Below are 24,016 nucleotides of genomic sequence, written 5' to 3'. Positions count from 1 at the left end.
GGTCGCCCGTGAATGGGCGGCGTATTTATGAAGCGCTTTCCTGGATGGCGTGCCCTTTGCATCACACCGTCTCCGGTTGTGTGGAGAGGGTGTGGCGTCGCCGCCCCCAGGGTGCCCTTGTCCGGTGCGGCCGGGGCGGGGTCGAGCGGGGGCCGTCGACCGGGCCCTCACGGCGTGGCCCCGTATTCATCCGATGAAACGACTGCACCACCCTTCTCTCGGGCGACACGCGGCGCTACCATCGTGATGCCTTATGGGAGCGCTCCCATCTCTGTGTCAGTCCCGTACCGCCACTGTCGGCGGTCCAGCTCGGAGAGGACGTTTCCGTGCGCTTGAGCGCCAGACCCATCGCCGCCCTACTGGCGGCACTTGCCCTCACCGTCGGGTTGTCGGTCACCGCGAACCCGGCCGCCGCCCGCCCGGACGACCGGCCCGCCGCTGCCGAAGCATCGGATGTGTCCATCGCGGCGGACACGTACACGTGGAAGAACGCCCGGATCGACGGCGGTGGCTTCGTGCCGGGCATCGTCTTCAACCGGTCCGAGAAGAACCTCGCGTACGCGCGCACCGACATCGGTGGCGCCTACCGCTGGGACCAGGCGGGCAAGCGGTGGACCCCGCTGTTGGACTGGGTGGACTGGGACCGGTGGGGCTGGTCCGGGGTGGTGGGCCTCGCCTCGGACACGGTCGACCCGGACAACGTGTACGCCGCCGTCGGCACGTACACGAACAGCTGGGACCCGACCAACGGCGCCGTCCTGCGCTCCTCGGACCGGGGCGCCTCCTGGAAGGCCGCCACCCTGCCCTTCAAGCTCGGCGGCAACATGCCGGGCCGGGGGATGGGGGAGCGGCTCGCGGTCGACCCCAACAAGAACTCCGTGCTGTACCTCGGCGCCCCCAGCGGCAAGGGCCTGTGGCGGTCCACCGACTCGGGCGTCACCTGGTCCCAGGTGACCGCCTTCCCGAACCCGGGCAACTACGCCTCCGACCCCTCCGACACCAGCGGATACGGCAACGACAACCAGGGCATCGTGTGGGTGACCTTCGACGAGCGCTCCGGGACCGCGGGCAGCGCCACCAAGGACATCTACGTCGGGGTCGCCGACAAGGAGAACACCGTCTACCGCTCCACGGACGGCGGCGTCACCTGGTCCCGGATCGCCGGCCAGCCGACCGGATACCTCGCGCACAAGGGCGTGCTCGACTCCTCGACGGGCCACCTCTATCTGACGCTGAGCGACACGGGCGGCCCGTACGACGGTGCCAAGGGGCGGATCTGGCGGTACGACACGAAGTCCGGTGCGTGGGCGGACGTCAGCCCCGTCGCCGAGGCCGACACCTACTACGGCTTCAGCGGCCTCTCCGTCGACCGGCAGAAGCCGGGGACGCTGATGGCCACCGCCTACAGTTCCTGGTGGCCCGACACCCAGATCTTCCGCTCCACGGACAGCGGCGCCACCTGGACCAAGGCCTGGGACTACACCAGTTATCCGAACCGCTCCAACCGGTACACCCTGGACGTCTCCTCCGTGCCGTGGCTCAGCTGGGGCGCCAACCCCTCACCGCCCGAGACCTCCCCCAAGCTGGGGTGGATGACGGAGGCCCTGGAGATCGACCCGTTCGACTCGAACCGCATGATGTACGGCACCGGCGCGACGGTCTACGGCACCGAGAACCTCACGTCCTGGGACTCCGGCGGCCAGTTCAAGATCACCCCCATGGTCAAGGGGCTGGAGGAGACGGCCGTCAACGACCTGGCCAGCCCGCCCTCCGGCGCGCCGCTGCTCAGCGCGCTCGGTGACATCGGCGGTTTCCGGCACACGGACCTCGACGCCGTGCCCGCGATGATGTTCACCTCGCCGAACCTCGACTCCACCACCAGCCTGGACTTCGCGGAAGCGTCTCCCGGCACGGTCGTACGGGTGGGCAACGCCGACGCCGCTCCCCACATCGGCTTCTCCACCGACAACGGCGCCAACTGGTTCCAGGCTTCCGAGCCCTCCGGAGTCACCGCCGGCGGCACGGTCGCGGCGGCGGCCGACGGCAGCGGGTTCGTGTGGAGCCCGGAGGGCGCGGGTGTCCACCGCACCACCGGCTACGGGAACACGTGGACCGCGTCCACCGGGATCCCGGCCGGGGCGACGGTCGAGTCCGACCGGGTGAACCCGAAGAAGTTCTACGGGTTCAAGGCCGGCACCTTCTACGTGTCGACCGACGGCGGCGCCAGCTTCACCGCCAGGGCGACCGGCCTGCCCGCCGAAGGGAACGTGCGCTTCAAGGCGTTGGCCGGTACGGAGGGCGACATCTGGTTCGCGGGCGGCGCGGCCACGGGCTCCTACGGTCTGTGGCGTTCCACCGACTCGGGCGCGACCTTCAGCAAGTTCACCGGCGTCGAGCAGGCCGACAGCGTGGGCTTCGGCAAGGCGGCCCCGGGTGCTTCCTACCAGACGGTCTACGTCAGCGCGAAGATCGGCGGGGTACGCGGCATCTTCCGCTCCACCGACAAGGGTGCGACCTGGACGCGGATCAACGACGACGCGCACCAGTGGGCCTGGACCGGGGCGGCCATCACCGGCGACCCGAGGGTGTACGGGCGCGTCTACGTCTCCACCAACGGACGCGGGATCCAGGTGGGCGAGACCTCGGACACCGGCGGAGGGGGGACGGATCCCGACCCGGATCCCGACCCCGACCCGGAGCCGGGTGACTCCGCCTGCTCCGTGACGTACAAGGTCACCAACCAGTGGTCGGGCGGATTCCAGGCCGATGTCACGGTCACCAACACCGGCACCACGGCCTACGACGGCTGGCAGTTGGGCTGGTCGTTCCCCGGGGACCAGAAGGTCACCCAGATGTGGAACGCCTCCCACCAGCAGTCCGGGGCAAAGGTGACCGCGACGAACGTCGGCTGGAACGGCAAGGTGGCCCCCGGATCCTCGGCGGGCTTCGGCTTCACCGGCACCTGGACGGGCGCCAACGCGAAGCCGGCCGCCTTCACGCTGGGCGGTGAGGCCTGCACCGTCGGCTGACGCCTGCGGCCGGTGCGGGGAGGAGCCCCTCTTCCCCCGCATCGGCCCGCACGGCATCGAAATGGACATATCGCCCCCGGTGTGATGCATTGAAGTGAATGCACCTCGCCTGGAGGCACCCATGGTCGATGTCGATGTGCTCATCGCGGGGGCGGGTCCCGTGGGCCTGACAGCCGGGGCGGAGCTGGGCAGGCGAGGCGTGTCGTGCAGGATCGTCGACCGGCTCCCGGCCCGCCTCCCCTACGCGCGGGCCGTGGGCGTCCAACCGAGGACGCTGGAGATCTGGGACCGGATGGGGATGGTCCGCGAGGCACTGGAGACGGCCGTCCCCCTCAGGGGCCAGCTGCTCTACGTCAACGGCGAGGAAGGGCCCCGGACCGACCTCCGACTGCCCCCCGAGGTGCCCTACGGCTTCGCCGCCCTCCCGCAGTACGAGACCGAGCGGCTCCTCGAGGACCTCCTGCTCCGGCGGGGAGGCCGGGTCGAACGCGGTACGGAACTCCTCTCCTTCGAGCAGGACTCCGACGAGGTGCGAGCGATCCTTTCCCTGCCCTCGGGCGGCACCGAGGAACTGACGGCCCGCTACCTCGTGGGCTGCGACGGCGCCCACAGCGTCGTACGCAAGGGGCTCGGACTGTCCTTCGAGGGCGCGGCCCTGCCCGAGGAGTACATGCTGGGAGACGTGGAGGTCGACTGGGACCTGCCGGACGGGTACGCGATCCGGGCCTCGCACGTCGTCGACGGGCACACGGACGACATCCTTGTCTGCATCCCGCTGCCCGGCGAGAAGCGCTATCGGATGTCCATGGCGACACCGCCCGAACTGTCCCGGACCGCGCCGGGAGACGCGGACGGGGTGACGCACGGGCTGAGCGGTGACCAGGGGCCGGTACCGGGCGTCCAGCACATCCAGGCGGTGCTCGACCGGCTCGCCCCCCGCCCCACGACCGCCTCCATGCTGCGCTGGTCCTCGGTCTTCCGCATCAGCCACCGCATCGTCGGCCGGTACGGCCGGGGGCGGGTCCTGGTGGCCGGCGACGCCGCGCACATCCATCCGCCGACAGGTGCGCAGGGGATGAACACCGGGGTCCAGGACGCGTTCAACCTGGCATGGAAGCTCGCCGCCGCCGTACGGGGCCACGCGGGCGCGGGACTCCTGGAGAGCTACGACGCCGAACGCCGCCCGATCGGCGAGGAAGTGGTGGCACGGACCCTGCGTCATGTGCGGGGCGGCGTCCAGGCCGACCCGGAGGACCCGGGGACGACGATGCTCCGGGAGGCCCAGCTCCTGCTCGGTTACCGGGGCAGCCCGGTCGTGGGGCCCGAAGGGTCCCGGCGCGAGGGCCCCGCCCCCGGTGACCGGGCACCGGACTGCGGAGGTCTCCTGTACGCCCTCGGGGCCTTTCCCGTGAGGCTGTTCAGCCTGCTGAGGGAGCGGGAGCACACGCTGCTGCTCTACGCCGGTCAGGAGGAGCAGGCGGCGCCCTTCGACGCGGTGGCGACGGCCGCGGCCCGGACCGCGCACGGCCTGCTGAACACCTGTGTGGTCCTCGCGCCGGAACTGCGCGCCCCCACGCCTCACCTGCCCGCCGTGCACGACGGGCAGGGCGAGTTCCGCCGTACGTACGGTGTGCTGGGCGGCGAGGCGGTCCTCGTGCGGCCCGACGGGTACGTCGGCGTGCGCGCGGCCCCGGCGGACGGCCCGGAACTGCGCGCCTACCTGGAGACGCTCTTCGGTGCCTGACGGCGCGGCGGGAGTGCCGGAGGGCGGGGGAGAGGGACATGACGCGGGGCCCGGCAGTGACTGCCGGGCCCCGCGCCGTCCGATGAGCCGACTCCGCTCATCTCACCCCGGCTCAGGGAAAGGACACCACCTGGGACGGGATGGTCGACGTACCGGATGTGGGGGACCCGGTGTTGTTGATGACGTGCTCGTACTGTCCCTGACCGCCGAGCGAGACGACGAGCAGGTCGTGGAACTTCACACCGGGCTTCACCGGCGCCTGGAAGCCGTGCTGCTGGCGGATGGTCGGGTCGACGTTGAAGTAGCAGTAGCTGCCCATGCCCCAGCCCTCGTGGGTGGTGACGGAGTCGCCGACCTTGTAGGCGGCGTACCCCTTGATGTCACCGTTCTGGATGGCCGCCTGGTTGGGGGCGTCGTACGCCTTCTCGTTCTGGAAGAAGATCGTCTTCCCGTTCTCGCCGTACCACTGGACGTCGTACTTGTTGAAGTGCTCGACGAACAGGCCGGTGGCCAGCACGTCGTCACCGTTCACCCGGAGTCCGTAGTCGGAGCGGTTGGTCTCCCACCCGACCCCGTCACCGTGGTCGGCCCGCCACAGCCAGGTGTGGTCGATGATCGTGTCGTCGCTGTTCACCACCATGCCGGTGGTCGCCTTGCCGGCGCCCGCGCCGCCGACCCGGACGAAGACGTCCTGGAGGCTGGTCGGGTTCGCCGAGTGGTCGGCGGCCGCGCCCTCCGGCCCGACCTGGACGAGGACCGAGGAGTTCTGCGTACCGGCGTCGACCAGGAGTCCGGCGAGCTTGACGCCGTCGACGTCGCCGACCTTGATCGCGGTCACCCCGTTGTCCGGGATGATCGTGGCGAGGCCGAGCCCGAGGGCGACGGTGTTCGCGCGGTTGATCTCGATGGGCTCGTTGACGTGGTAGATGCCCGGGGTGAACAGCAGGTGCAGGCCCTGGCGGACGGCCGCGTTGATCGTCTGCGCGGTCGCGCCCGGCTTGACCACGTAGAACTGGCTCAGCGGGATGGACTCACCTTGCGGGGTGCCGTTCCACGAGACGCCACGCGCGTTGGTGCGCTTGGCGGGGACGAACACCTTGTAGGCGCTGCCGTCGAGGTAGAGGAAGGGCTTCTCGCGGGAGACCGGGGTGTTGTTCAGGGTGGTGTACGGGGGCTCGGGGAAGCTCTGGGCGGGGGCGCCCTCGACGCCGGAGAACGTCATGTTCCAGACGCCGTTGCCCCAGCTGCCGATCGAGCTGTCGCGGGTGTACCACTGCTGCTGGGAGTAGGGGCCGACCTGGCCGTCGATCTTGCTGTCCGCGATGTAACCGCCGCTGGCCCAGCCGTAGCCGTTGGGCGCGAGGTTGAGGCCGCCCTTGACGTGCATGCGGCGGAAGGGGGCGGCCTGGGAGACGGCCCAGCGGTTGGTGCCGCTGACGGGGTTGAGGGCGAGGTTCTCGGCCGAGCGCCAGAAGTTCTGGGTGGCGTTGCCGTTGAACCAGCCCGCGTCGACGGTGACGTCACCGTTGAACGTGGTGTCGTCGGGCTTGAGGCCGAGGCCGGCGATCTGGGTGTAGAAGCCGATCTGCGCGTTGATGTTGTTGTACGTGCCCGGCTTGAACATCAGGGCGTAGCGGCCCGTGCCGAACTGCGCGGACTCCTGCTGCTTGAAGATCGTGTCGACCTTGGCCTGGATGTTCGGGGTCGAGGGGTCGAAGACCAGGACGTTGGGGCCGAGGTCACCGCCGCCGGGGATCTGCGGGTCGCCCCCGCCGGTGGTGCCGAACACCTGGAACTCCCAGAGGGAGTGGCCGTATCCGGTGGCGCGGGCGGTGCCGGTCAGCCGGACGTAGCGCGCGGTGCCGGAGACGTTGAGGGTCTCCGTACCGCCGGGGCCGGTGGTGGTGGAGTAGGCGGTGCTCCAGCTGCTGTTGTCGGAGGAGAACTCGATCCGGTAGCCGGTGGAGTAGGCCGCCTCCCAGCGCAGCACGATCTGGCTCACCGAGGCGGCCGCACCCAGGTCGACCTTGATCCACTGAGGGTCGGAGAAGGCGCTGGCCCAGCGGGTGCCGGTGTTGCCGTCCACCGCGGCGGTGGCGGGGGTGCCGCCGTTCTCCTGGCTGGAGGCCGTGACCGTCTTCCCCTGGGAGAGCAGGGTGGGCGCGGCGCTCGCGGAGGTCTGGGGGACGAACGCGAGGAGCGACAGGACCAGTCCGGCGATGACGGCCAGCACGCCGCTGCGTCTTCCCGTCAGGGCGAGGAGGGGTCTGTGGAGGTTCGGGGGTGCGTACATCGGGGATTCTCCTGAGTCGTGGGGCGGGTACACGACGCGCACAGCCAGAGAGCGCTCTCTGGCTGTGCGTGATACTCCACCCTTGTTACGAACACGTCAAGAGATGTGCAACAACAGATGTACCAGCGCCTGTTGGTGACAAGAACTGATGACTGCGTCCTCTTGATCACCCCCTCTGCGCCCTCCCAAGGGTGACGCAGTGTGAGATGTGACGGTTCGTGGATTCAGGAAATGGCGGCGGTTCACGGTGCCGCGTACGTCCGTACGTAGTCGAACTCCGCCGTGGTGCCCGAGCGGTTGTGGGAGACGAGGCCGATCCTCAGCTCGCCCCGGACCGGGAGCGTCCAGACACCGCCGGCCGACCAGTGGACACCGTCACGGCTGGTGGACGCGCGTACCTCGTGCTCCCCGTGCGCGGTGTCGCGGTGGTAGGCCATCCGCAGCCACATCGTGTCGGCCGTGGGGCCCCCGAACATCGGTGCGTTGGCCACGGCGGTCGGCGGGGTGGTCGTGGGGCGCTCGCCCTCCTTGCCGAACTCGCTGACATCGAGCACCGCACCGTTGCCGTTGGTGAGCGGAAGGACGGAATGGACGAGCTTGAACCAGCGGTCGTCGTTCTCGAACAGCACCAGACCGGCCTGCTGGGCGGCCCGGTCGGGAGCGAAACGGAGCTTCGTCTCGACCGTGTAATCACCCTTCGGCGCGTCCCGGAGCAGCACGGAGGCCGTGTTGTCGCCGAGATACAGCTCGGCGTCCTGGGTCGGCCAGGAGAGCGCCCCACCGGAGACCTCGACGCCCGCCGCCGGTCCGCGCACCCACTGCCAGGGGGAGCCGGCGTCCGTGCCCGGGACCGAGGCACCGTCGAACTCGTCGCTGTGACCGGGCAGGAGAGGCCCCGGCCCGGCGGTGGCGACCCGCTCGGTCACCGGCCGGTACAGGGCGGCGGCACCCACGTTGTCCGCCGCGGCGCCCGCACCCCGCGCTACGGCCCCCACCGCGCCCTCGCGCACGGCTGCGGCCGGCAGATCACGGGACTGCACGGCCACCGGGTCCCGCAGCCGGTCGCCGGACACCTCGGCCGTCAGCCGGGTGCCGCGCAGCTCGACGGACACGTTGTTCCAGGTGTCCCAGGAGAATCCGGACGGCAGCGCCGTGACCTGCTCCCCTCGGCTCCTGCCGCCCACCCGTACGTCGGTGACGAGGGCGCCGCGCGTGCGGTCGAGCCAGGCAACGATCCGGTTGCCGGGGTCCCGGTGGGCGACGGTGAGCCCCGCCGCGCCGTCGGCCGACGTCACCCTCAGGTCGGCCTCCGCACGCAGGGCCGCGGGCGCGCGTCCCCCGGCCAGGAGGTACGAGGTGCTCGTGCCGGAACCGGAGCCGGCCGGGGTGTGCGTCGCGTAGCCGCGGGCGTCGGGGTCGGTCGCGGCGGACCAGCCGGAGGCGCCCTCGGTCCGCCAGCCCTTCAGCCCGGTGTCGTTGAACGTCCCTCCGGCGACGGGCGAGGTCACCGGTGCGGCCGTCGGCCCGTCCGAGGGGCCCGCGCCCGCCCGTACGACGGGCCAGCCGTCGATCCAGTCGAGCCGGTCGACGAGCATCGGGCGCCGGGTCAGCTTCAGGGTGCCGTTCGAGGCCGGGGCGAGGTCCGGGGACTCGGTGGGGATGCCGTGGTAGACCAGCCAGTCCTGGCCCGCCAGGTCGGTCTGCAGGGAGTTGTGGCCTGGGCCGATCCACCGGTTGCCGTTGGCCCCGGCGACCACACCCGCCTTGCTGGTGAGGGCCATGAGATCGGTGCCCTCGTCGTCGGTGAACGGACCGGTCGGGCTGGTGGAACGGCCCACCTTCACCTGGTAACCGCTGTACGCGCCGTCGCAGCAGCCCGCGTCGGAGTAGAACAGGTAGTAGAAGTCGTCACGCCGCACGACGAAGCCGCCCTCGACCCGGCGGCCCCGGGCCACCTGCGTGACCTCTCCCTCGGTCCGCGTCAGGTCGGCGTTCATCCTCGCCACGCAGATCGTGTCGTAGCTGCCCCAGTACAGGTAGGGCGTGCCGTCCGTGTCCGTGAACTGCGCCTGGTCGATGTTGCCCGCAGGGCAGCCGCTCGGCGAGGGCAGCACGGCGCCCCGGTCGGTCCACGGCCCCGTGGGGGTGGCGGACGTGACCAGGCCGACCGTGTTGCGCCCCGGCACGGAGTAGTAGAGGTGGTACAGGCCGGCCGCGTACCGCACATCGGGTGCCCACAGGCGCGAACCCTGGTGCCAGGCGGGCTTGTTCGCCGGGGTGAAGACCTCGCCCGCGTACTCCCAGGTCACCATGTCCGCCGAGCGCAGGATCGGCAGCATGCGCTCGCCGTCCTCGCCCTTGCTCTGCATGACCGGGTTCTGGGTGCCGTAGGCGTACCAGAGGCCGTCCTTGCCGCGGATCACCGCGGGGTCGGGGAACGTGTCCACGGCACCCTTGGACACCGGGTTGGTGTACGTCGTCGCGGCGGCCGGACGGCTCCGCGTGCTCCCGGCGGCCGGGCCGCTCGGGGCCCCGTGCGAGGGGGCGGAGGCGAGGGTGAGGATCCAGACCAGGGCAGCCGCCCCGGCCGCCCACCGCGGCAGGAAGCGGGAGTGGGTCCTTCGCGTGCGTCTCATGGGGTCTCCGTGAGGGTCCCGCCCGGATCCGCTGCCGCGGTCCAGGTCGTGTCATCGGTCTCGAAGGCGCTGAGGCTCGGGTCGTAATCGGAGGTGCCGATGTCGTACATCGACGTCATCCAGTGGTAGAAGTTGTCGCCCCGGTCCCGCAGCAGCTCGTAGAGCCGCCGCATCAGCCGGGCCCGCACCTCCCCGAACTCGGGGTGCGTGTACCGGTTGCTGAGCTCGTGCGGGTCCGCCACCAGGTCGTACAGCTCGTTGACCGACTCCGGGTTGACGACGAGCTTGTAGCGGTCGTCGCGGATCATCCGCTGCGGGTAGGGGAAGTGGTGGCCGTGGAACTCCGCCACCAGATCGCCCGGCCACTCCGGCCGCTCGCCCCTCACCAGCGGGACCAGGCTGCGGCTGTCGACCGCCGGGGACGGGTCGCAGCCCGCCAGTTCGAGCAGGGTGGCGGTGCAGTCGGTGAGGCTGACCAGCTCGTCCCTGACCTGCGGGGCGGCCCCGGGGATCCGGATGATCCCGGGGATGCGGTAGATGTCCTCGTACATCGCCGGGCCCTTGTCGTGGAGCCGGTGGGCACCGGTGAACTCCCCGTGGTCCGCGGTGAAGAAGACCGACGTGTCCTCGCCGAGCCCCAGTTCGTCGAGGCGTGTGAGGATGCGTCCGATCTGCTCGTCGATCAGGGTGACGTACCCCCAGTAGACGGCGATCAGCTTGCGGGTCGTCTCGATCGGGATGGTGTCGAAGGCCCAGTGCGCGCTGTAGTTGCGCTGCACGGGCGGTTTGCCCTCGAAGGTCTCGGCGACGGACGGGGGCAGCTCGACGAGGTCCGGGTCGTAGAGGTCGAAGTAGGCGTCCGGCAGCAGATAGGGCAGATGCGGGCCGAAGAAGTGCGTGGCCAGGAAGAACGGCTCGTCGCCGGCGGCGTACCGCTCTAGGTGCTCGATGGCGCGGGTGGCGAGGTAGTGCTCGAACGTCGCCTCCACCGGCTGGTGCAGCCGGGCGGCCAGCAGGTTCCCCGGGTTCCCGCCGGGTGCCGTCCCCCGGATCGGCTCCGAGATGCGGTACGGCGGGTGCCCGTTCTCCTTCAGGTACGCCAGGTAGTCCGGGTGGTCGACCGGGTTGTGCCAGCCGGGCAGATCGGGGCCCTCGAAGCCGTACGAGGCCGCGTTGCGGTGGGTGCCGCCGTGCCACTTGCCGATCAGGCCGAGCCGGTAGTCGCGTTCGGCCAGCGACGCCGGGAAGGTGAACGCGTCCTCGCGCAGGTCCTCCAGATAGCCCACGTTGCGCTCGTAGTTGGCGAGCAGCCGGTGCCGGAACGGCGCCTGTCCCGTCAGCAGGCTCGCCCGCGCGGGCGTGCAGATCGCCGTGGGTGTGTAGAAGCGGTCGAAGCGCGTGCCGGTGGCCGCCAGCCGGTCCAGGTGGGGTGTGGCGACGTGCGGGTTGCCGTAACAGCCGAGGGTGTCCACCCGGTGCTGATCGGTCATCAGGAACAACAGGTTCACTTCTTGTACGCCTTCGCGTAGAGGTCGCCCTCGTAGTACGTGTCCGCCGCGGGGGCCTTCTTGAGCTGACCCGTGTCCACGAAGAACTTTCCGAGGCCGTCCAGCCAGCCGTCCACGGTGCCGTCCTCGGTCCTGGCGACCAGGTCGGCCGTCGACAGCGTCTCCACGTTGGCCGCGTCGGCCGCCACCTTGGCGCGGTCGACCTTGAGCAGCGAGGCGGCCGCGTCGATGGACTCGTCGGGATGGGCGGCCCGCCAGTCGTTGGCCTTCTGGAGGACCTTGACGACCTTGGCGTTCAGCGCGGCGTCGCTCCCGGCGGGCGCGACGAAGGCGGTGGGGAACGCGCGGTCCGTGAAGTCCGCCGTGCTGGCCACCTCGTTGAGGCCGGGCCTCTTCGCCTTGATGGTGTCGATCAGCGGGTACCAGAGGCCCGCTCCGTCGATCTGCCCGGAGACGAACGCCGAGACGACGGTGGAGGGATCCATCGGCACCTTCTCGATGTCCTTCTCCGTCATCCCGGCCTTCTGCAGCGCGAGGTTGAGCGCCATCGCACCGGAGGTGCCCTCGGGCACGCCGACCTTCTTGCCCTTGAGTCCCTCGATGGAGGTGATCCCGGGCTGGGCTATGACGCGGTCGGCCCGTGCGAGCGTGTTGATGGCGACGACCTTCGCCTTGCCGGAGGCGGGCAGCCACATGGCTCCGGGACCGATGTAGCCGAAGTCGAGGTTGCCCGAGCCGAGCGCCTGGATCTGCAGGGGGCCGTTGGTGAACGTCTTGTACTCGGGGCTCAGCCCCTGTTCCTTCCACAGCCCCTGCTTGTCCGCGATGGCCAGGAGACTGGCTCCGTTGTAGTCGCTGATGTAGCCGAAACGGACGGTGGAGCCGCCGTCCGCCGACGAGTCGCCCGAGCAGCCGGTGACGGAGAGTGCCAGGGCGGACACGGCGACGACCGCCGTCAGGGCACGCTGAGGTAGACGCATGACGCAGGTTCCTTAGGGGAGTTCGGGGGAGCGGGTGATCGGGTGGGGGCTTCAGGCGGCCGGAGCGGCCGGGGTCTGGTGGTAGACGGCGGTCCACACGGCATTGCGGATCCGGGCGAACGCGGGGGAGAGGCGCATGGCCTCGGTACGCGGGTAGGGCAGGTCCACGGGGACGACCGAGTGGATCCGGCCCGGCTTGGCGGCCATGACCACGACACGCCGGGCGAGGTACACGGCCTCGTCCACGTCGTGCGTGATGAACATGACCGTGCGCCGGTCCCGGCTCCACGTCTCCAGGAGCTGGTCCTGCATCTGGACCCGGGTCAGCGCGTCCAGAGCGCCGAAGGGCTCGTCCATCAGCAGTACCTGCGGATCGACGGCGTAGGCCCGGGCGATGGCGCAGCGCTGCTTCATCCCGCCGGACAGCGTCCTCGGCAGCGCGTCGGCGAAGTCGCCGAGGCCGACCAGCTCGATGGCGCGCTCCGCCCGCAGCCTCCGCTCGGCGGCCGCCACGGAGGCCAGCTTCAGTCCGAACTCGACGTTTCCGCGCACGGTCAGCCAGGGGAACAGCGCGTACTGCTGGAAGATCACCCCCCGGTCGGGCCCCGGGCCCGTGACCGGCCGGCCGTCGACGAGGACCTCGCCCGAGGTCGGCAGGGTGAGCCCCGCCGCCAGATTGAGCAGGGTGCTCTTCCCGCAGCCGGACGGGCCGACGACGGTGACGAACTCCTCGTCACCGATGTCGAGCGACACCTCGTCCAGGGCGGTGAAGGTGGTCTTCTTCAGGGGAAAGGTCCGTGAGACCTTCCGGAAGGAGATCTTGGCGTTCATCGGGTCTCCTGCCAGCGGGTGAGGCGTCGTTCGGCGAGCAGCAGCAGCCGGTCCATCAGGAGACCGAGCAGGCCGATGGTGATCAGGCCGACGAAGATGGTGGGGAGGTCGTAGTAGAGCTGGGCGTTCTGCATCCGGAAGCCGAGCCCTTCCTGCGCCGCGATCAGCTCCGCCGCGACGAGGGTTCCCCAGGCGGAGCCCAGCCCGATCCGCATCCCGACGAGGATGAACGGCGCGGAAGCGGGGACGACCACCTTCAGGAAGATCGTCCCGTCGCGGGCGCCCAGCACCCGGGCCGCGTCGATGAGTGTCCGGTCGACCCCGACGACGCCCTGGAAGGCGGCCACGACGCTCGACAGGAACGCGGCCAGGAAGATCACGAAGATCTTGGGGAGCTCTCCGATGCCCAGCAGCACGATGGCCAGCGGAATCATCGCCAGGGGCGGCACCGTGCGGAAGAACTGGACGTACGGCTCCAGCAGTCCGCGCGCCACCGGGTACCAGCCCATCAGGAAGCCCACGGGCACCGCCAGCAGGGTGCCCAGCGCGAAGCCGGTCAGGACACGCCGCAGGCTGGCCAGGGAGTCCTCGGCCAGCGTGCCGTCCGCGATCAGCTCGCCCGCCCTGCCCGCCACGGCGGCCGGGCCGGGAAGCGCCTGGACCCCGAGCGAGGCAAGCCAGGCCCACAGGCCGACACCTGCCACCAGGGCGATCAGATTCAGGGCGAACGCGGGGACGCGGACGCCCTTGCGGCGAGGCTCACGGGTGCGTTCCGCCGCCTCCGGCGCGGGTGCGGCCCGCTTCAAGGGTGTCTCCGTGGAACTCATGTGGCGTCCTCGGGAAGGTCGTCGCCGCCCGCATCCGGATAGCGGGCGAGCAGAGGGGATTCATGGAGGGCGAGGGCGACGCCGCCGAGCGCGCCACCGGCCTCACCGAGCCCGGAGGGCAGCAGCGTCACGCGCCCGCGGGCCAGCGGCATGACATGCGCGTCGAGCGCCTCCTGCACCGGTGCGAGCAGTGCCTCCCCGGCCCGGGCGAGCTCACCGCCCAGCACGATCACCCCCGGACCGACCGCGTTGACGACCCCGGCGAGGACCGTGCCGGTCCGGATCCCTGCCGTCCGCAGCACCTCGTGCGCCGCCCGGTCGCCGTTGCCGAGGGCGCGCAGCAGGGTCGGGACGTCGTCCGCACGGCCGCCGAGCGCGCGGTAGGAGGCGAGGACGGGCCCGATCGACGCGATCGTCTCCAGGCACCCCCGGCCCCCGCACTCGCACGGTCCGCCCGCCGGATCGGCGGTGATGTGCCCGAGCTCGCCCGCCAGGCCGTCCACGCCCCGGTGGAGCGAACCGTTCACGACCAGCCCGCCGCCCACGCCGTGCGAGAGCCGCAGGTACAGCACGTCCTGGCTCGACGCGGCCGCCCCCCAGGTGGACTCCGCGAGGGCGGCGAGCCGGGTGTTGTTGTCCAGCAGGACAGGGGCCCCGAACCGTTTGCCCAGCAGCTCGGCCAGGGTCGCCAGCGGCTCCTCCGGCGCGCCTCCGGCCGTACGCACCGGCCCCACGACCCCGACCCCGACCGCGCCGGTCGTCCCGAGCGAGGAGAGGCGCAGGGTGCCGCCGACCAGCGACGCCACCAGCCGCTCGGCCAGCTCGACCCGCCGCTCCCAGGAGAGCCCGGGCGGGTGGGCCCGGCTCGCCGAACCGATCACCTCGTGCGCCACGTTGGCCGCGGCCACATGCACGGCGCGCCGGGCGAAGTCGATGCCGACGGCCTGGCCGGCCGCCGGATTGAGCGTGAGGTGCTCCACCGGCCGGCCGCGCCGGCGCGGACCCGGGTCGGCGGCGGCCGCCACGACGGCACCGCTCGCGACCAGGGTCCCGACTATGTCGTACAGCGTGGTGCGCGACAGCCCGGCCTGGCGTCCGAGCTCGGCCCGGCTCTGTGGTCCGTGACGGCGCAGCAGACCGAGTACGCGTTCCTCGTGCCCGCGCCTCAGCCGCGAGAGAGGTCCACCGTGTGAGTGCATGGCGCCCAGCATGATGACCGCGCGATTTTTTCGTCAATGACCCGGAAAAATATTCATGTTGCCGCAATGACGGCGGCAATGACGGCGGGCTCAGGCCGTGCGCACGGTGCGGAAGCCGAGATTCCCGGTGGTGCTGTCCGGTGTGTTGCCCGTGCGGGCGGCCACCCGGTAGCGGTTGCAGTACGAGCGGTGGCACAGGTAGGAGCCGCCCCGCATCACCTTGGTGTCACCCCCGCGGGGCCCGCGCGGGTCGCTGCGGCGTCCTGAGGGGTGGGTGGTGCCCCACCAGTCCTGGCACCACTCCCAGACGTTTCCGGCCATGTTGTACAGGCCGTATCCGTTCGGCCGGTAGGTGTGGACGGGCGCGGTGCCCGCATGGCCGTCCTCGGCGGTGTTCTTCGTGGGGAAGTGCCCCTGCCAGATGTTGCAGCGGTGTTCCCCGCCCGGGGTCAGCTCGTCGCCCCACGGGTAGCGTGCCTGCTCCAGGCCGCCCCTGGCCGCGTACTCCCACTCGGCCTCCGTCGGCAGCCGGGCGCCCGCCCAACGGCAGTACGCGCGCGCGTCGTTCCACGAGGCATGGACCACCGGATGGTCCTCGCGTCCTTCGATCCCGCTGCCGGGCCCTTCGGGGGCGTCCCACCGGGCGCCCTCCACGCCGCACCACCACGGGGTGCCGTCCGGGCGGCCGGCGCCGCGCCGGAGCGCGGCCGGGAGGAACCCGGCGAAGACGTACGACCAGCCGAACCGCTCGGCCTCCGTGACATGACCGGTGGCCGACACGAACTCCGCGAAGCGCCGGTTGCTCACGGCGTGCGCGTCGATGCGGAAGGCGGAGACCCGCACCTCGCGGACAGGCCCCTCGCCGTCGGCCCGGAACCCCTCCGGATCCTCGGTCCCCATGAGGAACGTCCCGCCGGGGAGCAGCACCGTCCCGTCGACGGCTCCTGGGCCCCCTGCGTGCTGGGCGACCCTCTCCGTCGCCTCTCGCACGGAGCGGAGGGAAGGAGCGGTCCCGGACAGGCCGTCAGGCCTCCCGCGACCGGGGGAGCAGCAGCCGGCCGGTGCCATGTCGTTCATGGCGCCGATCCTACGAGCACCCCGCGGGCCCTTTACACCGGTGATCGTTTCCGCCCAAACCTCCGCCCGGCGTGGCGTGCCCTCCAACGGGTGACATCTGGCTCCCTGTCACACGATGGGCCCACGGAGTCCCTCGAATGCGGCCTTCCCGAGTGGTGGGCCGCCGGATTTCAGCTGACGGTGGATCACGTCGCACCCGTGATCCGATGAGCCGACAACCAGCCGGTCAGCGCGGGGGTGGCGAAAGGACTGTGTATCCATGCGCTCTGCCCGCACCCTGTTCGCATCGGCCGCCGTCACGGCGGTCCTCGCGGTCTCCGTCCCCGCCGCATACGCCGTGACCTCGGCGGACGACTGGGACAAGGACAGCGGTTCCTCCGCCAGCAGCAACGACGACCGTGAGAAGCCGGACTCGTGGAAGCACGACAAGCCCGAGGGCGGTGTGCACGCCGGTGGCGGTGCGCTGGCCGGCGTGTCGGCGGACGACTGGGAGAAGGACGAGGAGTCCGGTTCCGGCAGCAAGGACGACCGTGAGAAGCCGGACTCGTGGAAGCACGACAAGCCCGAGGGCGGTGTGCACGCCGGTGGCGGTGCGCTGGCCGGCGTGTCGGCGGACGACTGGGAGAAGGACGAGGAGTCCGGTTCCGGCAGCAAGGACGACCGTGAGAAGCCGGACTCGTGGAAGCACGAGAAGCCGGAAGGCGGTGTGCACGCCGGTGGCGGTGCGCTGGCCGGCGTGTCGGCCGACGACTGGGAGAAGGACAAGGAGTCCGGCTCCGAAAGCGGCAGCTCGGACGGCGAGAAGACCTGGAAGCACGAGAAGCCCGAGGGCGGCGTCCACACCGGTGGCGGCGCCATGGCGCTGTCCGGCAGCGGCCTGGCCGCCGGTTCGGTGCTGATGCTCGGCGGCCTGGGTGCCGTCGCGTACAAGCTGCGCCGCCGCAACGCCTCGGGTGCCGCGGCCGCCTGACGGGCACCCCGCACCACCGCATGAATCCTGTCGTGGCCGCCGCCCCTTCCCCGGGCGGTGGCCGCGCCGATTTTCCCCGTACATCCGCCCGTCCCTCTCGTACGCGAAAGGCAGCATGCGCATGGCCGCCCCGCAGCCGTCCGAAACAGATCCCGCCTCCCCTGCCCTCGGCCGTTCCCTGCTGTGGCCCGTCGCGGCGGTGGGGCTGGGCTTCCTCCTCGTCTACAACTCCTTCGACGCGTCGGCGGGAGTCCCGCCGGCTCCCGCCGTGGTCTCGCTCCCCGCGGCACCGGCCGCCTCGCCGGCCCCGTCCGCCTCCGATTCCACCGGCCCGCTCGAACTGCCCCCGTCCTACCCCAAGCGGATCTCCATCGACGCCATCGCGGTCGACGCCCCCTTCACCGCGCTCGCGGTCGGGTCCTCCGGGCAGCTCGAGGCCCCGCCCGCGAACGACCCGAATCTGGCGGGCTGGTTCAAGGACGGCGCCACCCCGGGGGAGCGTGGCACCTCGGTCGTGGCGGGGCACGTCGACACGAAGACGGGCCCCGCCGTCTTCCTGCTGCTCAGCACGCTCAAGGCCGGCAACACGGTGGACATCACCCGTGAGGACGGCTCCGTCGCCACCTTCAAGGTCGACTCGGTCGAGACGTTCAGCAAGGCGGACTTCCCGGACGAGCGGGTGTACGCGGACAAGGGCACGGCTCAGCTGCGGCTCATCACCTGCGGCGGTGTCTACGACAAGAAGAAGAAGGACTACGAGGACAACGTGGTGGTCTTCGCCCACCTGGCCTCCGTCAAGAAGTCCTGAGGCGCTCCGGCCCTTGCCCCTGACGCACGGGTGAGGGTTTAGCGTCTGCGTGCTCCGGGCCGGCCGGCCCGGAGCACGCAGACGAGGAGCCCGCCCATGACCGCACGCCCGGCCCTGCCCCGCACCTCCCGCGAGGTGCGGCTCGCCGCCCTCCCCGAAAGCCTGCCGCGTCCCGAGCACTTCGATGTCGTGGAGACACCGCTGCCGCGGCCCGGTGCGGGGGAGGTGCTGGTGCGCAACGCGTACTTCCAGGTCTTCCCCGCCCTGCGCACCCTCGTGAGCGGCGGGGTGGAGGGCGCGCCCTTCCCCGGGATCGTCCCCGGAGAACCCCTGTTCGGGCCTGCCGTCGGCGAGGTCGTGGCCCGGCCGGGGCCCGCCGGCCCGCCCGTCGGGGCGTGGGTCTCGCACTTCCTCGGCTGGCGGGAGTACGCGGTGGTGCCGGCCGAGGGGTGCACCACTCTCGACGACGGCGCACTCCCCGACCCGGCGGCACATCTCTCCCTGGGCTCCCTGGCGTACACGGCGCTCACCCGGATCGCGGGACTCCGTCCGGGAGAGACCGTGTTCGTGTCGGGCGGAGCAGGGGCGACCGGCTCCATGGCGGGGCAGATCGCGCGGCTGCTCGGAGCGGGACGGGTGATCGGCTCCACGGGCTCACCGGCCAAGGCCGAACGGATGACGGACGGCCTCGGATACGACGCCGTCGTGGCGAGGGGGCCGGAGGGTTCCTTCTCCGCCCGGCTGGCCGAGGCGGCGCCCGAGGGTATTGATGTCTTTGTCGACATGGTCGGGGGAGAGCAGCTGCAGGCGGCCGTCCGGGCCGCCCGGCCCGGCGCACGGTTCGTCCTGGTCGGCACGCTGGCGGGCCAGCTGTCCGGCCCGGGAGGCGGCGCGACCGCACCGGTCGAGATCGACACGTTCCAGCTGGTCGTCAAGCGGATCACGATGCGGGGGATCAGCGGGCTGGACCATCCTGAGACCCATGCCGAATGGACCCGGAGGTTCGGCGGGTGGCTGCGTTCCGGCGAGATCACCTTTCCGCACGTGCGGATCGCGGGCATGGACAACGCCCCGCGTGCGTTGCACGAGTTGATGGCCGGCCGGCATCTCGGCACGGTCGTGGTCGAGACGTGACCGCACGGCCCTGTGGCGATGGAGGTGGGAGATGCGGATCGGTGATGCGGCGGCGGCTGCCGGTACGACGCCGAGAGCGCTCCGGTTCTACGAGGAGCGAGGGCTGCTGCCCCCGCCGGCGCGCAGCGCCACGGGCCAGCGGCAGTACGGCGCACACGATGTGGCCCGGATCGGGTTCATCCGCGAGCTGCTCTCCCTGGGGCTCACCGTGGACGACCTGGCGCGGTGCGCGGACCGGCTCGACCTGCTGAGGGACGACCCGCCGCAGCGCTGCGGGGTCTCCGGCGACGGAGCCACCGGGAGCCCGGGGGTCGCCGCGCGGAGGCTGGCGTTGCTCGACGCGGAGATCGCCCGCCTGACCCGGCTCCGCGCTCAACTGGCCTCACGGGTAGGGGTCGTGGTCCGGCCGAACCCCTGACGGCACGGGTATATGCGGCGGCTGAGCCGTCCCGGACGCACCTACCATCCGACGGTGACCACGCTGCCCGCCGACGCCCGGCCTCAACACTCCTCTGCCGGCCGTCCCGAGCGCGGTCCGGAGGCCGACATCTGCACGGTCCCGGAGCTTGCCGCGCTCGTCGGACACGCGGACCGCCGTACGAGGTACCGGGGGCTCACCCTGCTCGCGGAGTGGGCCGGCGCGCCCCTGCTGGGGGTCGGTGAGGCGGCCGAGCTGGCCGGGCTGCTGCCGTCCGGTGTGCCGGAGTCACCGGACGAGTCGCTCCTGCTGGCCGGGCTCCACCAGCGGCTGGGAATCCATCTCCCACGCCGGCGGCTGTCCGCCTGGCGTGCGGCCCGGCTGCCGCAGCGGGTGCGGATCGCCTGGCTCGGCGCCGAACTCCTCACGGACCCCTCGGTGCTGCGGGACGAGGAGCCCGGCGAGTTGCTCCACCAGGCCGTGCGGAGCATCGACGCGGGGAACGCCCATCGCCCCGACCGGCTCGTCGCCGAGCTGCTGGAAACCCGTGACCCCGTCCTCCGGGCCGAGGCCGTCCGATGGATCCGGGAGGGCCTGCACGCCGGCCTGCTGGCTCCCGGCCTCGCCCGGACCCACATCGCCGGACTGCTCGACGAGGACCCGGACGGGCCGGCGGCGGCCGCCGCCCTGGCGGAGCTGGCCGAGCCCTGGGCGGCGTCGGACCCTCTGCCCGCAGCCCGCTTCGCCCCGTACCTGGCCCCCTCCCGAGCGGTTCCGGTCGCGGTCCTCGCGCTCACCGCCGCGGCCCGCCACGGGCACGGCGCACTCCTGCCCCGGACGGCCGCCGACCCCGCCGTTCCCCCGGCCGTACGACGTCTGGCCCTGGAGCTCCTCGGTGACCTGGCGGAACGCGGCGACATCGGCGGGCTCCTGGACATCGCCGCCCGGGACCCGCTGCTGCTCGCCGGGCCTCTGCTGACCTGTCTGCAAGGGCTCCACCGGCGTGGGCACTTCCCCGACGCGTCCCACGCGCCTGCCCTCATCGGCCTGGCGCTGGCCGATCACTCGGTCGACGCCCGGACGGTCGCGACGATCCTCTACACCTCCCGGGGGACAGCACTCGACCTGCTCGTCGACGCCCCGGCCGACGATCCGGGCATGCCCCGGAGGCTCGACCTCCTGGTCGCCCTCGCCGGGCAGGGCACGGGGGACCTGCCGATCGGGGCCGCCGTCACCCGCCTGCTCCCCGCCGCGCGCCGCCCCGGACCGTTCCTCGACGCCATCCGCCGGCTCCGGTCCGAAGGCGCCGAGGAGGCCGTCCTCGCCGTGCTGCCCGAAGCCCCGGCTGCGGCCCTCGACACTCTCGAAGCCATCGGCGGCGACCGCACGGTCGCCGCCCTGACCGACGCGCTCGGCCCGGAGACCGGCGGCCGCGGGATCGCGCCCTTCCTCCGCCCGGTACGCCATCGGGCGCTGGAGCTCCTGTGGCAGCTCAACACCGACCCCGGGCTCCGGCGCCGCCTCCTGGCCCGTGTCGATCCCGCCGCGCCGCCCCCGGCCGTCGCGGCCGACCTCGGCGCCCCGGACGAGCGGGAACTGGCCCTGCTGGCGGCCGGTCCCGCGCCCGCCGACCCGGTCGCGGCGCTGTGCGCGCTCGCGTCCCACGGCAGCGCGGCCGTCCTGCCCGCCGTCACCGCCCTGCTGGCGCGGGTCGTGAGCGAACAGGCGACGGAGTGGGAGACCGTGGAGACGGGCCCGCGCCCGGAACCGGACCGGGCCGAGGAACCCGTCGTACCCGAGACGATCGTGGACGCCGTACGTGCCCTGGGCGGACGGCTGTACGAGCGGCGCAGGATCAGGCCGTCCTGCCTGCTCGGCGCCCGGAACGCCGGGGAGGCGGGTGACGCGCTGCTGGCCGGGCTCGTCCTGGATCTGCTGGACCGGCCGGAGCTGCCGCCCCGTCAGCAGGCCGTCCTGATCGAAGTCCTGCGGCGCGCGCCGTCCGCGCGGACGCGTCCCCGGGTGCACCGCCTGCTGCACCACCGTGATCCGCATGTGCGCAAGCACGTGATCGCGCTCCTGGCCGCGGGCGGTTCGGGCGAGGACGCCCAGGCGGTCTCGGCCACGTTGATCGCCCTGACCCGGTCCGGGGACATCCGGACCGTACGCCAGGCGCTGCTCGCCCTCGGCCGTGCGGAGGCGCACTGGGCCTGCCCGGCGATCACCGCCCTCCTCGAGCACCCCACCATGAACATCAGGAAGACCGCCGCGTCGGCCCTGCTGCGCACCGGTACCCCCGCCGCCGTGCCCGGCCTCCTCGACGCCCTCGCACGCCACGACAATCCGGGGCTGCACGCCGGGCTCGTCGACGCGCTGCGGGCGGTACTGGGCCCGGCCTGCACCGCCACGGTCCTTGCCGCAGCCGCGCACCGCCAGGATCCCCGGGAACGGGCGCTGCTGCTGCGCGGCCTCGGCGGCGCCCTCTCGGTCCGCACGGTCCTCGCCCTGGCCGAACAGGGTTCGCCGGTCGTGCCGGAGCTGCTCGCCCTGGTGGCGGACGGCCGGATCCCCCTCGGCGCGGGCAGTTCCGCCGATCTCGCCGAGCTGTGGGCGGCCCACGGCATCACCGCGACCGCTCACCACGGACCCACGGACGACGCGGACTCCGTGGCCGCCGCGCTCGTCGGCCACGGCTGGAGCGCCCCGCTCGCCCTGCGACTCGTGAACAGCCCCGGCGGGCGGCGGGCAGCGCACCTGGTGGACCTCCGGACGATGCTGCCGGAGTGGCTGCGCCTGGCCGGGTCCGTTCCGGGGGCCACCCGGGACCGCGTGCTGGCGCTCGTCCTGCGGCTGCGCCGGGGACCGTGGTCGGCCGCCGAACTGGAGCACTTCGCGGCTTTCTCCCCGGTGCTGGCGCAGGCACTCGCGGGTGAGCGGGAGAACCGACGGGGAATCCTCTCCCTGCTCACGGCTGTGGCGCCCCTGCTTCCCGGCCCCGAGCGCATGGCGGTCGCCGACGCCGTACGCACCATGTCACCGCCGCCGCACGTGGACGCGCTGCGGACGCTCCGGGCCTGCGGAGCCGTGCTCGTCGGAGAGGATCTGGACCGAGCCCTCGCCGCCGCCCGCCTCGACACCGACGACAGGGACGCCGAAACCGCCGTACTGCGTGAGGTGTTCGGCACGCCGGCCCCGTCCGGCAGCGGCGCGGAGGTCTGGCGGTCCGCGCTGCACGAGGTCCTCCGCACGCGCGGCGCGGTGGAGGAGTTCCGGCGCGCCGACCGGCACCCACCGGACTCCAGGCACCGCCTGGCCGCCCTGATGGCCGCCTACCCCGACGCCGGCGACGACGGGGTGCGCGCGCTCCTTCTCGACTGGATGACGGACCTCCAGCCCCCCGGGGTCCCGCCGTGGACGCTCGCCGAGGCAACCGGTCCGGCTTCGGAAGTCGTACGCGAGCCCGACCGGCCGCGGTCCGCCGCGCGGCGCGGGCGGCTGCTGGAGATGCTGGAGGCGCCCGACCCCGTCCGCCGGGCCGACGCGGCCCGGCAGCTCCAGGACTGGCCGGAACCGGAGGCGGCACGCGCCGTCCTCGACGCGTACCTGCGAGGACGCGTCCCCCTGCCGGCAGGGAACCTGCCTGCCCGGGCGCTGGTCACCCTAGATCCCGCGGAGCTGGAGGCCGGGGAGATCCTGCCCGCCGGAGTGGTCCGGATCGTCCGGCTCCTGGGCCCCTGGGACGTCGTGCCGCTGATCCCCCTGCTGCTCGGCTGGTGGGAACACGGCCCCGCGGACCTCCGCGAGGAAGCCGGTCACGCCCTGCGTTCCGCGCCCGCCGAGGTACTCGCCCAGCACCTGGGCCCCCGGCTCGAGGCGGGCGCCTGGGGTCTCCTGGACCTGCTGGTAGGCCGCCCGCTGCTCGCCTCCCCGGAGCTGACGCGGATCCGGGAGCGGCTGCGCGCGGAGGGGCGCGACGACCTCGCCGCAGCGCTGCTGCTGGACGAGGGCCCGGACTCCGCCCCTCGCACGGAGGCCCCCGCCGTCACGGCGGGCCGGCCGGGGCGCGCGGAACTGCTCCGCCTGGCCCGTACAGGGGGCCCCGAGCAGATCCGCAGGGCTCTCTCCCGCCTCGCGGAGGACCACGGCGGCCGGGCACCGGACAGGGACCCCGCCCTGAGGGAGGTCATCGGTGAGCTGCTGACCCACCCCAGGCCGAAGGTCAGGCTCCACGCCCACCGGACCTCGCGCACCATGCTGGACCGCCCGGCCCACCTGCTCCATACCGCGGCTCTGCTGGACAACCTCCAGCCGGACATCAGCCGCATGGCGATCAGGACGCTCAGCCGCGCCGCCTGGGAACCCGCGGTCCCCGCGCTGGTGGCCCTGCTCGACCACACCCGGCCGACGGTGCGGGCGGAGGCGGCCGAGGGGCTGCTGAGGATGGGTGGAGCCGCAGTTCCCGCTCTGCGCCACGCCGTCGGGCACGCCCGCCCGGACAGGCGCTCGCGCTACACGGACGTCCTCGACCGGCTCACCGGGCCCGACCAGGGGCTGCCCTAAGG

At 72.3% G+C, this 24,016-nt stretch carries 15 protein-coding genes; 7 read left to right on the top strand and 8 right to left on the bottom strand.

Annotated elements, in window-relative coordinates; translation table 11 throughout:
• The first annotated feature begins 326 nt into the window (after positions 1 to 326).
• Together OG488_RS04035 and OG488_RS04030 are read left to right on the top strand one after the other, a co-directional pair.
• On the top strand, positions 327 to 3,029 hold the full coding sequence (locus OG488_RS04035) for a cellulose binding domain-containing protein (RefSeq protein ID WP_443074206.1): 2,703 nt from the start codon (positions 327 to 329) through the stop codon (positions 3,027 to 3,029).
• A gap of 121 nt (positions 3,030 to 3,150) precedes the next feature.
• Positions 3,151 to 4,773 (top strand): FAD-dependent monooxygenase, encoded by a 1,623-nt coding sequence (locus OG488_RS04030; RefSeq protein WP_329225973.1) that lies wholly within the window; start codon positions 3,151 to 3,153, stop codon positions 4,771 to 4,773.
• 112 nt (positions 4,774 to 4,885) lie between these two features.
• On the opposite strand, the gene OG488_RS04025 is transcribed toward OG488_RS04030, so the two are convergent.
• From OG488_RS04025 to OG488_RS03990, 8 genes are all read right to left on the bottom strand, one after another.
• Positions 4,886 to 7,066 (bottom strand): discoidin domain-containing protein, encoded by a 2,181-nt coding sequence (locus OG488_RS04025; protein ID WP_329225971.1) that lies wholly within the window; start codon positions 7,064 to 7,066, stop codon positions 4,886 to 4,888.
• Positions 7,067 to 7,308: 242 nt separating this feature from the next.
• Positions 7,309 to 9,702, bottom strand: coding sequence for a family 43 glycosylhydrolase (locus OG488_RS04020; RefSeq protein WP_329225969.1), 2,394 nt, complete (start codon positions 9,700 to 9,702; stop codon positions 7,309 to 7,311).
• The gene (locus OG488_RS04015; RefSeq protein ID WP_329225967.1) at positions 9,699 to 11,210 is read right to left on the bottom strand and encodes a sulfatase-like hydrolase/transferase; all 1,512 of its coding nucleotides are present in this window, start codon (positions 11,208 to 11,210) and stop codon (positions 9,699 to 9,701) included. The genes OG488_RS04020 and OG488_RS04015 overlap by 4 nt, the downstream gene beginning before the upstream one ends.
• The gene (locus OG488_RS04010) at positions 11,207 to 12,190 is read right to left on the bottom strand and encodes an aliphatic sulfonate ABC transporter substrate-binding protein (RefSeq protein WP_329225965.1); all 984 of its coding nucleotides are present in this window, start codon (positions 12,188 to 12,190) and stop codon (positions 11,207 to 11,209) included. Before OG488_RS04010 ends, OG488_RS04015 begins: the two co-directional genes overlap by 4 nt.
• Before the next feature lie 51 nt (positions 12,191 to 12,241).
• Entirely contained in the window at positions 12,242 to 13,021 is a 780-nt protein-coding gene (locus tag OG488_RS04005; RefSeq protein ID WP_329225963.1) for an ABC transporter ATP-binding protein, read from the bottom strand.
• Positions 13,018 to 13,848, bottom strand: a complete 831-nt coding sequence (locus tag OG488_RS04000) for an ABC transporter permease (RefSeq protein WP_329225962.1) — start codon at positions 13,846 to 13,848, stop codon at positions 13,018 to 13,020. The genes OG488_RS04005 and OG488_RS04000 overlap by 4 nt, the downstream gene beginning before the upstream one ends.
• Positions 13,845 to 15,059, bottom strand: a complete 1,215-nt coding sequence (locus OG488_RS03995) for an ROK family protein (protein WP_329225960.1) — start codon at positions 15,057 to 15,059, stop codon at positions 13,845 to 13,847. The genes OG488_RS04000 and OG488_RS03995 overlap by 4 nt, the downstream gene beginning before the upstream one ends.
• A gap of 78 nt (positions 15,060 to 15,137) precedes the next feature.
• Positions 15,138 to 16,124: a formylglycine-generating enzyme family protein gene (locus OG488_RS03990; RefSeq protein WP_329225956.1), complete on the bottom strand. Its 987-nt coding sequence runs from the start codon at positions 16,122 to 16,124 to the stop codon at positions 15,138 to 15,140.
• A gap of 259 nt (positions 16,125 to 16,383) precedes the next feature.
• Between OG488_RS03990 and OG488_RS03985 the strand changes: the two genes are divergently transcribed.
• The 5 genes from OG488_RS03985 (at position 16,384) to OG488_RS03965 (ending at position 24,014) form a co-directional block, all read left to right on the top strand.
• Complete coding sequence (locus tag OG488_RS03985; RefSeq protein ID WP_329225954.1) at positions 16,384 to 17,094, top strand: hypothetical protein; 711 nt, start codon at positions 16,384 to 16,386, stop codon at positions 17,092 to 17,094.
• A 121-nt stretch (positions 17,095 to 17,215) separates the two neighbouring features.
• On the top strand, positions 17,216 to 17,902 hold the full coding sequence (locus OG488_RS03980) for a class F sortase (RefSeq protein WP_329225952.1): 687 nt from the start codon (positions 17,216 to 17,218) through the stop codon (positions 17,900 to 17,902).
• Between the two features lie 96 nt (positions 17,903 to 17,998).
• Entirely contained in the window at positions 17,999 to 19,036 is a 1,038-nt protein-coding gene (locus OG488_RS03975) for an MDR family NADP-dependent oxidoreductase (protein ID WP_329225950.1), read from the top strand.
• Positions 19,037 to 19,067: 31 nt separating this feature from the next.
• Complete coding sequence (locus tag OG488_RS03970) at positions 19,068 to 19,454, top strand: MerR family transcriptional regulator (RefSeq protein ID WP_329225948.1); 387 nt, start codon at positions 19,068 to 19,070, stop codon at positions 19,452 to 19,454.
• A 54-nt stretch (positions 19,455 to 19,508) separates the two neighbouring features.
• Positions 19,509 to 24,014 carry a HEAT repeat domain-containing protein gene (locus OG488_RS03965; RefSeq protein ID WP_329225946.1) on the top strand — a complete coding sequence of 1,502 codons (4,506 nt, stop codon included), beginning with the start codon at positions 19,509 to 19,511 and terminating at the stop codon, positions 24,012 to 24,014.
• Positions 24,015 to 24,016: the final 2 nt, after the last annotated feature.

The organism is Streptomyces sp. NBC_01460 (assembly GCF_036227405.1).
In the GTDB taxonomy this organism is placed as follows: Bacteria; Actinomycetota; Actinomycetes; order Streptomycetales; family Streptomycetaceae; genus Streptomyces.
This window is presented reverse-complemented; position numbering and strand designations above follow the sequence as displayed.

What these genes read in the sequence shown, in the direction of transcription:
- OG488_RS04030 (WP_329225973.1), top strand. Translation starts at nt 3,151, where the DNA reads ATGGTCGATGTCGATGTGCTCATCGCGGGGGCGGGTCCCGTGGGCCTG.
- OG488_RS04025 (WP_329225971.1), bottom strand. Translation starts at nt 7,066, where the DNA reads ATGTACGCACCCCCGAACCTCCACAGACCCCTCCTCGCCCTGACGGGA.
- OG488_RS04020 (WP_329225969.1), bottom strand. Translation starts at nt 9,702, where the DNA reads ATGAGACGCACGCGAAGGACCCACTCCCGCTTCCTGCCGCGGTGGGCG.
- OG488_RS04010 (WP_329225965.1), bottom strand. Translation starts at nt 12,190, where the DNA reads ATGCGTCTACCTCAGCGTGCCCTGACGGCGGTCGTCGCCGTGTCCGCC.
- OG488_RS04005 (WP_329225963.1), bottom strand. Translation starts at nt 13,021, where the DNA reads ATGAACGCCAAGATCTCCTTCCGGAAGGTCTCACGGACCTTTCCCCTG.
- OG488_RS04000 (WP_329225962.1), bottom strand. Translation starts at nt 13,848, where the DNA reads ATGAGTTCCACGGAGACACCCTTGAAGCGGGCCGCACCCGCGCCGGAG.
- OG488_RS03995 (WP_329225960.1), bottom strand. Translation starts at nt 15,059, where the DNA reads ATGCTGGGCGCCATGCACTCACACGGTGGACCTCTCTCGCGGCTGAGG.
- OG488_RS03990 (WP_329225956.1), bottom strand. Translation starts at nt 16,124, where the DNA reads ATGAACGACATGGCACCGGCCGGCTGCTGCTCCCCCGGTCGCGGGAGG.
- OG488_RS03985 (WP_329225954.1), top strand. Translation starts at nt 16,384, where the DNA reads ATGCGCTCTGCCCGCACCCTGTTCGCATCGGCCGCCGTCACGGCGGTC.
- OG488_RS03980 (WP_329225952.1), top strand. Translation starts at nt 17,216, where the DNA reads ATGGCCGCCCCGCAGCCGTCCGAAACAGATCCCGCCTCCCCTGCCCTC.
- OG488_RS03975 (WP_329225950.1), top strand. Translation starts at nt 17,999, where the DNA reads ATGACCGCACGCCCGGCCCTGCCCCGCACCTCCCGCGAGGTGCGGCTC.
- OG488_RS03970 (WP_329225948.1), top strand. Translation starts at nt 19,068, where the DNA reads ATGCGGATCGGTGATGCGGCGGCGGCTGCCGGTACGACGCCGAGAGCG.